The sequence below is a fragment of the Cohnella rhizosphaerae genome, assembly GCF_029525575.1.
Classification (GTDB): Bacteria; Bacillota; Bacilli; order Paenibacillales; family Paenibacillaceae; genus Cohnella; species Cohnella rhizosphaerae.
The window spans coordinates 152,669-167,398 of the sequence record NZ_JAPDIA010000009.1 but is presented as its reverse complement, the minus strand read 5'-3'; the positions used below and the strand labels follow the sequence as shown (position 1 = coordinate 167,398).

General features: G+C 60.8%; 11 protein-coding genes. 2 read left to right on the top strand and 9 right to left on the bottom strand.

What is annotated here, in order from left to right; translation table 11 throughout:
* Positions 1 to 131 precede the first annotated feature (131 nt).
* From OMP40_RS35055 to OMP40_RS35045, 3 genes are all read right to left on the bottom strand, one after another.
* Complete coding sequence (locus tag OMP40_RS35055; protein ID WP_277538426.1) at positions 132 to 968, bottom strand: carbohydrate ABC transporter permease; 837 nt, start codon at positions 966 to 968, stop codon at positions 132 to 134.
* Positions 969 to 980: 12 nt separating this feature from the next.
* Positions 981 to 1,850: a carbohydrate ABC transporter permease gene (locus OMP40_RS35050; RefSeq protein ID WP_277538424.1), complete on the bottom strand. Its 870-nt coding sequence runs from the start codon at positions 1,848 to 1,850 to the stop codon at positions 981 to 983.
* A gap of 76 nt (positions 1,851 to 1,926) precedes the next feature.
* The gene (locus tag OMP40_RS35045) at positions 1,927 to 3,285 is read right to left on the bottom strand and encodes an ABC transporter substrate-binding protein (protein WP_277538422.1); all 1,359 of its coding nucleotides are present in this window, start codon (positions 3,283 to 3,285) and stop codon (positions 1,927 to 1,929) included.
* A gap of 244 nt (positions 3,286 to 3,529) precedes the next feature.
* Here OMP40_RS35045 and OMP40_RS35040 point away from each other — a divergent pair, with 244 nt between their 5' ends.
* Together OMP40_RS35040 and OMP40_RS35035 are read left to right on the top strand one after the other, a co-directional pair.
* The gene (locus OMP40_RS35040) at positions 3,530 to 5,065 is read left to right on the top strand and encodes a glycoside hydrolase family 31 protein (RefSeq protein WP_277538420.1); all 1,536 of its coding nucleotides are present in this window, start codon (positions 3,530 to 3,532) and stop codon (positions 5,063 to 5,065) included.
* 123 nt (positions 5,066 to 5,188) lie between these two features.
* The gene (locus OMP40_RS35035) at positions 5,189 to 6,826 is read left to right on the top strand and encodes a response regulator (RefSeq protein ID WP_277538418.1); all 1,638 of its coding nucleotides are present in this window, start codon (positions 5,189 to 5,191) and stop codon (positions 6,824 to 6,826) included.
* A 39-nt stretch (positions 6,827 to 6,865) separates the two neighbouring features.
* Here the strand turns inward: OMP40_RS35035 and OMP40_RS35030 are convergent, their stop codons facing one another.
* The 6 genes from OMP40_RS35030 to OMP40_RS35005 form a co-directional block, all read right to left on the bottom strand.
* A complete protein-coding gene (locus OMP40_RS35030) occupies positions 6,866 to 7,741 on the bottom strand; it encodes a fibronectin type III domain-containing protein (protein ID WP_277538416.1) in 876 nt (291 codons plus the stop codon).
* Positions 7,742 to 8,986: 1,245 nt separating this feature from the next.
* The gene (locus tag OMP40_RS35025) at positions 8,987 to 9,286 is read right to left on the bottom strand and encodes a hypothetical protein (protein ID WP_277538414.1); all 300 of its coding nucleotides are present in this window, start codon (positions 9,284 to 9,286) and stop codon (positions 8,987 to 8,989) included.
* A complete protein-coding gene (locus tag OMP40_RS35020) occupies positions 9,267 to 9,953 on the bottom strand; it encodes a family 16 glycoside hydrolase (protein ID WP_277538412.1) in 687 nt (228 codons plus the stop codon). Before OMP40_RS35020 ends, OMP40_RS35025 begins: the two co-directional genes overlap by 20 nt.
* Positions 9,925 to 10,416 (bottom strand): hypothetical protein, encoded by a 492-nt coding sequence (locus OMP40_RS35015; RefSeq protein WP_277538411.1) that lies wholly within the window; start codon positions 10,414 to 10,416, stop codon positions 9,925 to 9,927. The genes OMP40_RS35020 and OMP40_RS35015 overlap by 29 nt, the downstream gene beginning before the upstream one ends.
* A 25-nt stretch (positions 10,417 to 10,441) precedes the next feature.
* Positions 10,442 to 12,211, bottom strand: a complete 1,770-nt coding sequence (locus OMP40_RS35010; RefSeq protein ID WP_277538408.1) for a family 16 glycoside hydrolase — start codon at positions 12,209 to 12,211, stop codon at positions 10,442 to 10,444.
* A gap of 96 nt (positions 12,212 to 12,307) precedes the next feature.
* Positions 12,308 to 14,701, bottom strand: a complete 2,394-nt coding sequence (locus tag OMP40_RS35005; protein WP_277538406.1) for a DUF4962 domain-containing protein — start codon at positions 14,699 to 14,701, stop codon at positions 12,308 to 12,310.
* Positions 14,702 to 14,730 lie beyond the last annotated feature (29 nt).

Sequence of the window (14,730 nt, the reverse complement as noted above, 5' to 3'; positions counted from 1 at the left end):
TCGAAAACCAGGCACTTTTGCCGCTCTAAAGTAACTTTTTGCCCAACTATTGACCTCACTGCCACCCTCCGAACCCGGCGGCGTCTTGGCGCTGCCAGGTTCGAATGATGACGCTTCTCCCTCGAGCCGCCTCAGCCCTTGCTCGCGCTGAACGCGACGCCTTCGATGAACCGCCGCTGGAAGATAAAGAACAGCACGAGCATCGGAATGACCGCCATGAACGCGCCGGCCGTGAGCACCGGATAGTCGGTGCCGAACATGGACACGAGCGTCGCAAGTCCTGCCGACAGCGTCAGCTTCTCGGGCGAGCTGTTGATGATCAGCGGCCATTGCAGATCGTTCCACGACCAGAGCAGCTGGATGATGACGATCGCGACGAGCGCCGACTTCACGAGCGGCAGCATGATGTGGCGGAAAATCTGGAACGGATTGCAGCCGTCGAGCACGGCGGCCTCCTCCAGCTCCTTGGAGATGCCGAGGAAAAATTGCCGCAGCAAGAAGGTGGCGAACGGACTGACGAGCGAGGCGATCCAGAGCGCGGTCACCGTGTTGACGAGTCCCAATTTGCTCATCATCATGTATTGCGGCGTGTAAAAGACCGGGTTGGGCACCATCATGACCGAGATGATCAGGAAGAAGCACAGCGCGCTGCCCGGGAAGCGAATGCGCGCGAACGCGAAGGCCGCCATGGCGCTGAAAACGACGGGAAACAGCGTCTTCATGAACGCCGACATCAGCGTGTTCGCGTAGTAGTGCAGAAAAGGGGACTGCGCGAGCGCGTCCTTGTAGCCGCGGAGGCTGGGCTCGGCAGGGAACAGTCGGATCGGAATCTGGGTCGCCTCCGTCGTCGTCTTGAGCGACGTAAGGACCATCCAGAGGAACGGAAGCACCATGATGAGAGCTCCCGCGATGAGAATCAAGTGAATGACGAGATTGCTTCTACGCTTGGCAGAGGCGACGCCGCTCATATTCGTACCTCCTCAGTCGTAAACCACCCATTTTTTTTGCATCAGGAACTGGAAGCCGGTCAGGATCAGGTTGATGACGAGCAGGATATTAACGATTGCCGCGCCGTAATTCTGATCGTAGTAGATAAAAGAATTCTGGTAATAGGCGTACACGAGCGAGCGCACGGATGGCAGCGCGACGTTCGTCTTGCCGATGATCAGATAGATGCTGTCGAAAATTTGCGTGGCGCCGATGACGAGCACGATGGACGTAAAAAACAGCGTCGGCGTCAGCAGCGGGAGCGTAATATAGCGGAACTTGCGGAAACCCACCGCGCCGTCCAGCTCGGCCGCTTCGTACAGCGGACGCGGGATGCCCTGGAGACCCGCCAGGATCAGCAGCATGTTGAAGCCGATCGCGCCCCATACGCCTACGATCACGAGCGCGTACATGGCGAACCGTTTGTCCGAGATCCAGGCGATATGCGTGCCGATCGCGGAGTTCAGCAGGCCATAGTCCTGCGCGAAAATAATGACCCATACCATCGCGGCCGCGGCGGCCATCGTGACCTGGGGCAGGAAGTAGATGACCCGGTAAGCGGATCTACCCTTGATCTTCGCGTTCATCAGAACGGCGAAAAACGTGGACAGCACGATCGTCAGCGGCACGAACAGCACGACGTACAGCATCGTATTTTTAAGATTTTGCCAAAACTCGTCGTCCTTGAACAACCGCTCGTAGTTGGCGAGGCCGACCCAGCGATTGTCCATGCCGAAATTTTCCGACTTCAGGAAGCCCAGATAAACCGAGTAGATCGCCGGCCACAGCCAGAACACCAGCGTCCCGATCAAGGTAGGGGCGATCATCACGTAGGCCCATGCGTACCTGCTCTTTGCGTTCATTGCGTTCACCCCGTCATGGCCGAAGGCGTCCCGCGAGCGGGATCGCCTTCGACGATATTACCTCTTGAGACGAAACTTACTTCGCGTCCGCGATCGCCTGATTCATCATTTCGGCGACCTTCTTGGCGCCCTCTTCGACCGAGATCGCGCCGCCCCATGCCTGGGACATGATCTCGCTCTCCTTCGCGAACCAGACCGGGTACGACTTGGAGCCGCTCGGATAAGGGACCGCGTCCGCCGTCTGGTCGATGAACACCTGCAGGTTCAGGTCCGGCTTGGACTTCACCCAAGCGTCCTGCGTGCCGTTGAACGCCGGGATCGCCGCGCCCATCTGCGCGGTGATGTCCGCCGCTTCCTTCGAGCCGAGGAACTTCAGGAACTGCCAGGACTCTTCCTTGTGCTTGCCCTTCGCGGACATGACGTTGCCGAGGCCGTTGATGATGTTGCCGCGCTTGACCTTGCCCTGCGGCAGCTTCGCCCAGTCGTACTTGCCCTTGATGACGTCGCTGCTGGCCAGGTTGCCGTTGTCCCACGAGCCGTCGAAAATCATCGCGAGCTTGCCGGACTTGAACATCTCGACCGCGTCCGTGTCGGTCATCTGCTGATGCGTCGGCGAAGCCTTGTCGAGAATCAGCTGGTAGCGGGCCTTGAGCGCCTCGATGGTCGCCGGCTCGTCGTAGCCGGACTTGGTCATGTCGTCGTTCAGAATGTGGCCGCCGTTGGCGAGAATGTCGTTCCAGTAGCCGGCTTGCGTATCCAGCTTGGCGCCGAAGCCGTAGATGCCCTTGTCCGGCTGGCTAAGCTTCTTGGCGACTTCGGCAAGCTTCTCGTAGGTCCACGTATCGTCCGGATACGGAACGCTCGCCTGATCGAACAGCTCCTTGTTGTAAGCGAGGCCGATCGTATCGAAGTCCTTCGGAATGCCGTAGTTCTGCCCGTCGAGCGTGTAGATCGAACCGAGGTTCGCGGCGTAATTGTTCAGGTCGATCTCGCCCGCCTGCACTTTGTCTGTGATCGGCTCGAGGAACTTCCCGGACGCGTACTTGATAAACTGGCCGCCGTGCATCCAGAAGACGTCGGGCAGCGTGCCCGCCGGCGCGGCCGCGGACATCTTGGTCCAGTAGTCGCCCCAGGGGATGACGTCGACCTTGACCTTGATGCTCGGGTTCTGGTCGGTGAACGCCTTGGCGATCGCCTCCATGGCCGGCTGCTGGTTCTTGTCCCAGATCGTGTAGGAGATCGTGACGGCTTTGCCGCCGTCGCCGCCTGCCGGCTTGCTGGCTGCCGGGCTCGAAGCGTCTCCCGCCGAAGCCGGCGCGCTGCTGGCCGCGCCCTCTCCGTTGTTCGAATTGCCGCCGCAGGCAGCCAGCGCCAGCGAAGCGACGAGCAGCACGCCTGCCGCCGAAGCCGCTTTCGATTTTTTTGTTGCGTTCATCGTGATATCCCCCTCGTTTTTGGCTGATGATCGTCGTGAGCTCTTGACGCTCTCATCATAAGCCACGGGATTTGCGCGTTGATATGCCCCGATTTTAAGATTGCGGCCACATTCTTTAGATCCGCTTTCCAGCCGTCTGCGTTGTCTGCATAATTACAACTGAAGCCAAAATCAGCTGAACGAGGACGCAACAATCGCCGGCTTCCGCCCGCAACCGTCCGCTACAGACAAGGAGAATGAAGTCATGACCGACATATCGATCGCCAGGCTGCCCGGCGAATATTGGTGGGGCGGCGTTATCAACGAAGGCAGCGCGATGCCCTTTGGACAAACGGTCCATACGAGAGATCTGCGCATGACAGACGATAATCAGGCCTCTCCCCTGCTGCTGTCCAGCCGGGGCCGATACATCTGGAGCGAGGAGCCGTTCGTCTTCCGCGCGGACGAGGAAGGGCTGTCCGTCTCGCCCGGCGCAGGCAAGGTTATCCTGGAAGAAGGGCATGGTTCGCTCAAAGGCGCATACATGCATGCCAGCAGCGCTCACTTTCCGCCGTCGGGCCACATCCCCGACGCGCTCGCCTTCACGGCGCCGCAGTACTGCACCTGGATCGAGATGTTCTACGCGCCCACGCAGGACAAGATCATCCGCTACGCGGAAGCGATCCTGGCGAACGGGCTGCCGCCTGGCATTCTCATCGTCGACGACAACTGGATGAAGGACTACGGCATGTGGGATTTCGACAAACACCGGTTCCCCGATCCGGCTGCCATGGTGGCCGAACTGCATCGCCTGGGCTTCAAGGTGATGCTGTGGATGTGCCCCTATGTGAGCGCGGATTGCACGATCTTCAAGGCGCTTCGAAGCGGCGGGCTGCTCATGACCGGCGCAGACGGAGCGCCCGTGCTTCGCCAGTGGTGGAACGGCTACAGCGCCGTCGTCGACTATACGAAGGCGGAAGGCGCGGCCTGGTTCAGGCGGCAGATGGACCGGCTGATCGCGGACTACGGCGTCGACGGCTTCAAGCTCGACGCGGGCGAGCCGATCGTGCCGGGTACGCCCGACGTGACGCAGCCCGTCGCGTGGTCGCGTCCGCTGCGCCAGCTCGAGGACTGCGAGGCTTACGCATCGCTTGGCGTCGGCTACTCGCTCGTCGAGCTGCGCATGTGCTGGAAGCTCGGCGGGCAGGCGCTTATCCAGCGCCAGCGGGACAAGACGCACACGTGGGACGCGAGCGGGCTCGGCGGCCTGATCCCGAACGCCATCGCGCAGGGGCTGCTCGGCTACGCGTTCAACTGTCCCGACATGATCGGCGGCGGCATGGACGGCGACATCAACGCCCCCGATTTTCGCTTCGACAGCGAGCTGTTCGTCCGGTATGCCCAGTGCGCCGCGCTGTTTCCGGTCATGCAGTTCTCCATGGCGCCCTGGCGCGTGCTGAGCGGCGACGAGCTGGCCTGGTGCCTGGATGCCGTGCGGCTGCGCACCGAGCTCGGCGAGGAACTGCTCGCGCTCGCCCGCCAAGCGGCAGTCGATGGTCTCCCGATGCTGCGCAGCCTGGAATTCGAGCATCCGGGCCAAGGCTACGCGCTCGTGCAGGATCAGTTCCTGCTGGGCTCGGACCTGCTCGTCGCGCCGGTCGTCGTCAAGGGACAGACGGCCAGGGTCGTTCATTTCCCCGAAGGCCGTTGGCTGGGCGATGACGGCAGCCTCGTCGAAGGTCCCGCCGCGCTTGAAGTTGAAGCGCCGCTCTCGCGGCTGCCGTGGTATCGTAAGCAATAGGCGTATGCAATGAACCGTAAATTTGCAATGAACCGTACATTCGCCATGAACCGGGATGCACCATAACGGGTCGCAACGAACCGCAATAAATCGCAAGGAATCGAACCATGGGGGGGAGCCTGCATGTACGAACTGCTCATCGTCGACGACCACGCTCACCTCGTGGACAGCCTCGAGCGCAATATGTCCTGGCAGGAGCTGGGGATCGGCAAGGTGCACAAGGCGTTTTCCGGCGAAGAGGCGCTTGAATTTTGCAAGACCTGCCCCGTAGACATCGTCCTTACCGACATCCGCATGCCCGGCATCTCCGGCCTGGAGTTGATCCAGCAGCTCAAAAAATACGACAAGCACTTTAAAAGCATTCTGCTGTCCGGGTACGGGGAATGGGATTATGCGCAGGAGGCGATCCGGCAGCAGGTCGACGGCTACCTGCTCAAGCCGGTCGATCACGAGGAGCTGGCCGGCACGGTCCGCCGGCTGACGGAGGCCCTTCGTCTCGAGTGGGACGAACGCGGCAGGCAGCGGAAAGCGATGGACTTGGTTCGCGAGCACATGCCGCTGTTCAGGGAGAAGCTGCTGACGGATCTGCTGCAGGGGCGGAAGCTGCCGCCGGAGCTGCTGGAGGAGAAGCTGGCCTATTACCAGTTGCCGTTTCGCCCGGAGGACCTGGCCGCGATGTGCCTGGTGCGCATCGAGTCGTCCGCGGAGGAGCTGAACTGGCGGGACCAGTCCCTGCTCGCCTCTGCCGTCGCCAACATCGCGGAAGAGACGTTCTCGGATCTGTTCCAGATCTGGCACGGCCGCGATGCCTACGATTACGAGGTGTTCATTCTCAAAGTCCGGGAGGAGACGTGGCTGGCGCAGGACCCCGAGCCCGAACGCGCCCGGCAGCAGTCGTTCGAGCATTTGGCGTCGCGGCTGCAGCAGCACGTCCGGCAATTTCTCAAGAGCAGCATCTCGGTCGTCCTGAGCGATTGGCAGGTCATGTCGCGCGGGCTGCGCGGCATGTACCGGGATTCGCTGGCCGTATTCGCCCGCCAGCTCGGCGGCGGGACGGATCTGCTCATCCGGCTGCAGGACGCCGCCGCGCGCGAGATGCCTTACCGCATTCACAGCCTGTACGAGTCGCCGACGTTCATCCAGCTGTCCGAGATCGGCCAGTGGGACGCGATTCGCTCGAAGTGGGACACGGTCTTCCAGGAGGTCGCCGACAAGGGGATGGAATCGCGGGAGACGCTGCTCGAGCTTTATTATCACGCGATGGGGGCTTTCAGCTTTTTCGCCCACAAAAACGGACTCAGCCTCCACGACGTCCTCCCGTCCGAGCCCGACAAGCCCGGCGACGCCGGCCGGTTCCGTCAGATGCGCCAGCTCCAGGACTGGGTCGCGCAAACGCTCGAACGGCTGCAGGAGATGACCAAGAGCGAATGGAACAACGAGCAGGCCGCGCTCATCCGCAAGGTGCAGCATTTCGTCGCGGAACGGCTCGCCGATGCCACGCTCCAATCGGCGGCGGACCATGTCGGCCTGCATCCGGCATACCTGTCGTCGCTGTTCAAGAGCAAGATGAGCGAAAACATTAGCGATTATCTGTACCGCGCGCGCATGCAGCGGGCGCGCGAGCTGCTGCTGGAGCAGCCCGAGCTCAAGGTCAGCGACGTCGCTTCGGCGATCGGCTACCACAAGCCGCAGTATTTCATCAAGCTGTTCAAGGAGCACTACGGGCTGACGCCGCAAGACTACCGGCACAAGTCCTCCTGACCGATTCCAAGAAAATAAAACGGCCTTCGTCCTTAACGTTCAGGACAAAGGCCGTTCCGCGAAGCTGGCAGACTCCGAAATGACTAGTACGTGCCGAGCGTGGCGCCCGACGTGATCGCGTAATCGGAAGTCAATACGACCTTGTACGTGCCGGAAGGCTGGCTGCTCGCAAGATTGTACCACCCGCCGACCGTCTGACCCGGGCCGATGTAGGCGGAGTTGCTGCCGACATAGACGTCTCCGGCCGACGTGACGCGATACAGCGTCATGTTCATGGACGTGCCGTAGACCGAACTCGTATTGGTCCAGGCGCCCCCCGACGCGAATATTCCCGGACGCCAACGCGCTCGTCCACGTCCCCGAGAAGGCTTGGGTGGTCGCGGTAATCGAGGCGGATGCCGATTGACCCGTGCTGTTCAGCGCGACGATCCGGACCGCGTAGGCTCGGCTCGGCGTACCGCCGAACGTATACGAGGTGCCGCTCGTAGTGCCGAGCAGCACATTGTCTCTGTACACTTCGTAGCTTACGGCATTGGAGGCGGTCCAAGATAGATTGACCGATGAATATGTGCTGGTATACGCGATCGAAGGCGCCGTCGGAGCCGGCGCGCAGCCAAGCGTGGTGGCCGCGGCCGAAGTCGTTCCGTACCCGCTGCCGCCGGCAACGGTGAACGTGTAGGCGGTGCACGGCGTCAGTCCGTTGACGATCATGCCGTTGCCCGCGTAGGTCGTCAGATAGCTGCCGTTCTGGTAGACGGTCACGACGCCTTCGCCGGGCTGAAGCGTCCAGTTCAGCTGCAGCGAATTAGCCGTGACGTTGGTCACGGACGCGCCTGTCGCGGCGCTGGCCGTCGCGGCAGGAAGCGTCGCCGCCGCCACCAAAGCTCCCATTAACCATTTGCGAAATTTCATCATACACGTCCTCTCGATTCGATATGGAATGGATTTGAATAGAAGCAACGATAATCTAACATGCCACCGATTTCCAAACAACCAATTTCATCTATTTATGTAATATCGCGCATATTTTCCGTACGATCGCACATGAAGAGAAAACCATCATAGTCTGATCCTAAGAGGCGCTGTACAGCGTTACCTGCCGGCACTGCGGCGGGTTCCGAGCCGAAGAGGCGCTGTACAGCGTTACCTGCCGGCACTGCGGCGGGTTCCGAGCCGAAGAGGCGCTGTACAGCGTTACCTGCCGGCACTGCGGCGGGTTCCGAGCCGAAGAGGCGCTGTACAGCGTTACCTGCCGACACTGCGGCGGGTTCCGAGCTGAAGAGGCGCTGTACAGCTTTACCTGCCGGCACTGTGGCGGGTTCCGAGCCGAAGAGGCGCTGTACAGCGTTACCTGCACGCACTGCGGCGGGTTCCGAGCCGATGAGGCGCTGTACAGCTTTACCTGCACGCACTGCGGCGGGTTCCGAGCCGATGAGGCGCTGTACAGCGTTACCTGCCGACACTGCGGCGGGTTCCGAGCCGAAGAGACGCTGTACAGCTTTACCTGCCGGATTTTTATACGTTCTAACCTGTGGACAAAGTAGTCTCAGGTGGGACTTCTTGCGGAGCGTCGTCTGGTCAGCAGGACAAAGAAGTCCCGGCTGGGACTTCTTGCGGAGCGTCGTCTGATCGGCGGTACAAAGTAGTCTTGGCTGGGACTTCTTGCGAAGCGTCGTCTGGTCAGCAGGACAAAGAAGTCCCGGCTGGGACTTCTTGCGAAGCGTCGTCTGATCGGCGGGACAAAGTAGTCTCGGCTGGGACTTCTTGCGGAGCGTCGTCTGGCAGGCGGGACAAAGAAGTCTCCGTCGAGACTTCTTGCAGAGCGTCGTCTGATCGGCGGGACAAAGTAGTCTCGGCTAGGACTTCTTGCGAAGCGTGGTATGATCGGCGGTACAAAGTAGTCTCGGCTAGGACTTCTTGCGAAGCGTCGTCTGATCGGCGAGACAAAGTAGTCCCGGCTGGGACTTCTGCCGGAGCGTCGTCTGATCGGCGGGACAAAGTAGTCTCGGCTGGAACTTCTTGCGAAGCGTCGTCTGGCAGGCGGGACAAAGTAGTCTCAGCTGGGACTTCTTGCGAAGCGTCGTCTGGTCGGCGGAACAAAGAAGTCTCCGTCGAGACTTCTGGAGGCGTCTTCTGATCGGCGAGACAAAGTAGTCTCGGCTAGAACTTCTTGCGAAGCGTCGTCTGGCAAGCGGGATAAAGTAGTCTCGGCTGGGACTTCTTGCGAAGCGTGGTCTGATCGGCGGTACAAAGAAGTCCCAACTGGGACTTCTTGCGAAGCGTAGTCTCGTCGGCGGAATAAAGTAGTCTCGGCTGGGACTTCTGGCGGAGCGTCGTCTGATCGGCGGTACAAAGTAGTCTCGGCTGGGACTTCTGGCGGAGCGTCGTCTGATCGGCGCTAAAAAAAGATGCCGGCGCGCTGCGCCGGCATCCAGAACCGCTATCCGTCCCAAACGGCAAAATCGTCGTACCGCGCATCTGCGAATCGGCTGTCCAAGCCGGCCTTGCCGGCCGCGAGCTTGTTGTCCGTCGCGGACACCTGCAGGGTGCCGTTCACGTAAAGCTTGAGCGAAGTGCCCTGAACGACGGCTTTGAACGTATACCATTCGCCGGTCTGGAGCGTATACGCCTTGCTGCCCAATCCAACATTGGCGCCGGCTACCCGTCGGTAGATGGTCAAGCTGCCGTTTTTGTAGCCGAGAAAATAATAGTTGTCCTTGTCGGCAAATCGGAGGCGAATGCCCGCATTCGGCGAATTGGTGGAAGACCAGCCGTTCACCTTCACGCGCGTCTCCACGGTGTAATCGGTCCAGGAGGCGCTGCCGACGGCGGAAGAGTTGTCGAAGGTCGTACCGGAATTGTAGACGCGGCTCCCGTCGTTAACGACCTTCCAGGTACCCGTGACGACCGACCAGTCGCCAGCTCCGCTCTCGAAGTTCGAGAAGTGCAAGTAATTCGGCGTCGTCATCGTGACCGGCGCGCTGACCGCGGATACGTTGCCGCTGTCATCGTAAGCCGCTACGGTATAAGCATACGTCGTCGACGAATCGATGCTCGTATCCGTATATTGGGTCCCGCTTACGACTGCGACCTGTACGTTATCCCTGTACACCTTGTACCCTGCCATTTTTCGATCGTCCGTAGACGCCGCCCACGTCAGCCTGACCGACTTCCCCCTGCAGCGCTGCGGCGACGCTGCCGGGCACGGACGGCGGCGTCACGTCCGGGGCGAGCGTCGTCACGCAGGCGCCGCTGCCGCCGGAATCGTTGTTCGCAGCGTCGTAGGCGAGCACGTAATAATAGCCGTCGGCGGATGCGGGCACGCCCGTGTCCGTATATGTCGTCGCGGAAGTCGTACCGATCTGCGAGCAGTCTCTGAACACGGCGTAATGGTCGACGCCGGTGTCGTCTTCGGATGCGTTCCAGCCGAGCTCTACGGTACCGGCAGCCATCTCGTAGGCGGTCAGTCCGGACGGCGCGGTCGGCGCGGTCGCGTCCGAGGCGCTCGCCTGGGCGGACATCAGCATCGCGGCGACGAGGCCCAGCACAAGCGCCTTATAGGTCGTTTTGCCATGGGATCTTGTCTTCATGCCAGCAAGCACATCCTTTCTCCCCTTATTGAGTGACGGTAAAATCGTCGAACCGCGAATCGCCGAACCGGCTGTCGACGCCTGCTTTGCCCTGCGCGAGCTTGTCGTCGGTCGCGGTCAGCTCCAGGCTGCCGTTCACGTACAGCTTGAGCGACGTCCCCTGTACGACGGCTTTGAACGTATACCATTCGCCCAAATTAAGGGTGAACGGCTTCGAGGCTTTGGCGACGTTCGCGCCAGCCACTCTTCTGTAGATGGTCAGAACGTTGTTCTTGTAGCCGAGAAAGTAGTAATTGTTGGCGTCCGCGAACCGAACGCGTATGCCCGCGTTCGGCGAATTGGTCGAGGTCCAGCCGTTCACCTTCACGCGCGTCTCCGCGGTATAATCGGTCCACGTATCGCTGCCGATCGCAGCCGAATTATCGAAAGTCGTGCCCGACTTGTAAACGCCGCTGCCGTCGGCGATCACGCTCCAGGTTCCGGTAACCGCCGTCCATCCCGCCGAGCCGCTCTCAAAATCCGAATACGACACGAAATTCGGCGTCGCGACCGTGAACGGCGCGCTGGCCGCGGATAAATTGCCGCTGGCGTCGACGGCTTTGACCGTATACGAATAAGACGTCGACGATTCGATCGTACCGTCCGTATACGTAATACCGGAGACCGATGCGATCTCGCTGCCGTTCCGGTACACCTTGTACCCGCTCAAGCTCCGGTCGTCGGTCGCGGCCGTCCACGACAGCACGATCGACTTGCCGGTCTGCATGCCCGTCGGCGCGCCCGGCACGGTCGGCGGCGTCACGTCGGGAGGCGGGACGGACCGGCATGCCCCGAGTCCGCCCGATCGGTTGCCCGCCAGGTCGTAGGCGACGACCGAATAGAAATACCGGCTGGAAGCCGTGAGGCCCGTATCGGTATACGAAGTGCCGTACGTCGTGCCCACCGGCACGCAGTTGCGGTATACCTCGTATTTGCCGACCCCGATATCGTCGCTCGACGCCGTCCAGTTCAAATCGACCGAATAACTGGCCGTCGACACGGCCGTCAAGCCGCGCGGCGCGGTCGGGGCGCTCGTATCGGCGGGCGTCGGGCCGCCGACCGATACGGACAGATCGCTTTGCGCGAGGTCGAGCGTCAAGGTCAGCTGCCCGGTATGGGACGAAGCGGACGTCTCCGTCGTTCCGTCGCTCCATGTCAGCGTATAATTCGTATCGGGCGCCAGCCCGGTTATCGTCACCTGACCGGACGCGGCAGCCGCATCCCGCGGACTGGACGCCCACAGCTTAAAGCCGCCGTCTTGCTTGGCGTAGCGGGCATTGACGGCCTGGCTGAAAGCGAAGCGCAGGTTCGGAATCGTCAACGCGTTCCCTTGAATCATCATCGCGTTCGCCAGATTCGTGCCGTTCATCGTATACACGAGCGAACGGGCATTCGAGTCTGCATAGGGGGTCCTAATCGCGCCCGTGCCCGCGCTGCGGAACGACAGGTAGTCCGTTTTTCCGCCCGCTCGCGCCACCGTCATTTTCGTGCCTTCTGCATCTTTGACGACCGTCGGCTTGACGAGATCCGCCTCGCCGTTCAGCTTCGGGTAGAAGACGCCCAGGAAGTTCGTCGCCGTCGACGGCACCGAATTGCTGACGCTCAGATTCGTGCCCATCTCCGCTTTGCGCGCCGGACCCACGGTCGCCGTCAAGGCGTCGGGCTGAAGCATGAACAGCTGCATGCTGTCCGTACCCTGCGTAATCCGATAACCGCCGCTCGCGTCTCCGGTCCACGTACCGTTGCTGTTGTACAAAAATTGATACGTGCGCTCCCCCGGCGCTTGACGCCAGGTCGTCGAACACGACGGCATACCGGTCGTCGACGAACAGCAGATTGCGATCCATCTTGCTCATGTTCGGGTAGGCGTTATGCAGGTCCCCCCGTCGTAAAGCCGTAGCCCGGGCTGCCGAAAAACTCGGTAATGCGCGCGTCGTCCCGCATGCCGGCAGTCGGCTGGAAAAAGGCGATCGCGCCTTCCCCCCGATTGTCCGACACCGTCGACCAGAAGCGAGTTGACGTCCTTCGTCCAGCGGTCGACCTTGTCATAGGGCGGATATTCCGCCCAGCGCTTGCCGGCGAATTCGATATACAGATTGCCCGCATCCGGCCGATCGTGCCCGACGTTGACATAAGTGCCGTCCGGACTGATCCGGTCTCTCCACGCATTCAGCTTGTGTCCGCCCGAAGGACCGCTTTTGAACGATACGCTCAGATCGTTCGCTCCCCAACCGGTGCGAAAATTCGCCATCTCGAGGTCCGGGAAGTATCGCCAGGGCTCGTAAGGCGTGCTGTCCGGAACGAGGGAGTCGTCATAGTAGAGAAAATTCCATACGTCCCAGGCGAACGAATTCGGATCGACCGCATAAGCGGACTTGGCCGCGGCCTGAAGCTTGGCGTCCCCGTATTTCGATGCGACCTTGAACAGAAAATTGTTGAAATACCCCGTGCCGTTGGAGTCGTCGGCATACGGCGCAAGACGCTTGTAGCCCGGACCGTAACCGTAAAGCTTGAACAAGCCCATGTTCCGAACGGACTCGTTCCAAAGGCTTCCGTCGCCGGTGACGGATTCATAGGTGGTCAGGGAACGGACGATATGCTCGTCGCCGAAGGACATGTACTGCATTCCCTCGTGCTGGGAGCCGTCCGGCGCAATCTCGTCCAGGAGCGTCTCCAGCTCCTGCTCCGCGAATGCGTACATCGTCGCGACTGCCGGATCGCCGACATCGCCGAGCACGGCGGCCGTCCCCGTCAACAGCCCCTCGATGCGGAATTGCCGGTGATTGTTCTGGTAGTCGCTTTTCCAATAAGCGAGCGTGCCGCTCATATGATTGAAAAATTCGTCGTACAGCTTCTTCGACTGCTGCTTCAGCTTTAAGGCGATCTGGGCGCGCTCGCTCTCGCTAAAGGCATCGTAGCCCCAGTCGTACGCGAATCCGACGCCGATCAGCCCGCAGGCGTTGCCCATCGAGCCGCCGTAATCGACGGACTCGTTGCCCCAGGAAGGCCGGTTGACGACATCGAGCACGTAGCTCCTCAGCTTCGTCTTGTACGCGTCGTCCTTCGTCAAGTAATAGGCCATCGCCAAGGTCGGAAAGCGGAAAGAGACGACTTCCCAGTCGTAATCGGAGCCATAGCTCGACGTGAACCAGTCGACCGTATTCGAGAACCCGTTGGCCTTGCCGATGATGGAGGCGTAGTACGTCTGGTAGTCGGCATCTTCCTTTCTCCGCGCCAATTCGCTCTCGGAGGCCGGATTGACGATCAGCCGCGGATGGACGCCGATGAGATCCGAGCGGAACGATGTGCCGTTCACGAAGGACGCCAGCGTGAGGGATACCGGATTGGCGTCGGCCGAATGGTTGCCCGAAGGATCGAAAGCGCTTACAGTATACGTGTAAGCAACGCCGGGCTTCACTTGCGTATCGGTATAATTCGCCGAGGTCGTCATGGCGAGGGCGCTGCCGTCGCGGCGCACGACATAGCCCGCCACGACATCGTCGTCCGTCGAAGCCGACCACGCGAGATTGACCTGTCCGGGCGGCGACTCTGCCGCGGTCAGACCGGTCGGAACCGTAGGCGCCTGCACGTCCGACGGAGGCGGAGTCTCCTGAATCGAGATATCGTCGAAGCTGACGTCTCCGTATGCGGTAAGAAGCCCCAGCTTGCCCGCGGAAAGGGCCGTGTCGATCGCGGATAAAATCTCCGTTCCGTTCATCGACAGCTTCAGCCGCGAATGGTCGGACACGGCCTTCAGCGTGTACCAGGTGCCGGCGTTTAACGTATACGGCACGCTGGCGAGCACCGTCATCGCGCCGGCCACCTTTTTCTTGATGTTCAGCACGCCAAGGTCGTAGGTGAACAGATAATAATTGTTCGTATCCGTATAGCGGGTCACCAGGCCGACGGTCTGAAACTGGGTCGAGCCCCAGCCGTTCAACTTGAATCTCGCAGTAGCCTCATAATTGTCCCAGTCTGGTTGGCCGTAAACCGTACGCGCGATGGAACTTGCGGCGGAGGAACGATAAACTTCGGTGTCATCGTTCACGACGGTCCAGGGACCATTGACGACGGTCCATCCGGCCGCAGTGCCATCCTCGAAGTTCTCGGCGTACGGAAGCGAAGGCGTATCCGCATGGGCGTTGCCCACGCGGGCGACGGGTATTGCAGGTATCGACGAAACGAGAAGCATCATCACTAACAGTCCGGAGAGCATCGACTTGCTGCGCAGCCATTTCCACGCCATCCATGAACCCTTCCTTTCGTCACTTCAGA

What these genes read in the sequence shown, in the direction of transcription:
- OMP40_RS35005 (WP_277538406.1), bottom strand. Translation starts at nt 14,701, where the DNA reads ATGGCGTGGAAATGGCTGCGCAGCAAGTCGATGCTCTCCGGACTGTTA.
- OMP40_RS35050 (WP_277538424.1), bottom strand. Translation starts at nt 1,850, where the DNA reads ATGAACGCAAAGAGCAGGTACGCATGGGCCTACGTGATGATCGCCCCT.
- OMP40_RS35015 (WP_277538411.1), bottom strand. Translation starts at nt 10,416, where the DNA reads ATGAAGACAAGATCCCATGGCAAAACGACCTATAAGGCGCTTGTGCTG.
- OMP40_RS35045 (WP_277538422.1), bottom strand. Translation starts at nt 3,285, where the DNA reads ATGAACGCAACAAAAAAATCGAAAGCGGCTTCGGCGGCAGGCGTGCTG.
- OMP40_RS35055 (WP_277538426.1), bottom strand. Translation starts at nt 968, where the DNA reads ATGAGCGGCGTCGCCTCTGCCAAGCGTAGAAGCAATCTCGTCATTCAC.
- OMP40_RS35020 (WP_277538412.1), bottom strand. Translation starts at nt 9,953, where the DNA reads ATGGCAGGGTACAAGGTGTACAGGGATAACGTACAGGTCGCAGTCGTA.
- OMP40_RS35040 (WP_277538420.1), top strand. Translation starts at nt 3,530, where the DNA reads ATGACCGACATATCGATCGCCAGGCTGCCCGGCGAATATTGGTGGGGC.
- OMP40_RS35035 (WP_277538418.1), top strand. Translation starts at nt 5,189, where the DNA reads ATGTACGAACTGCTCATCGTCGACGACCACGCTCACCTCGTGGACAGC.
- OMP40_RS35030 (WP_277538416.1), bottom strand. Translation starts at nt 7,741, where the DNA reads ATGATGAAATTTCGCAAATGGTTAATGGGAGCTTTGGTGGCGGCGGCG.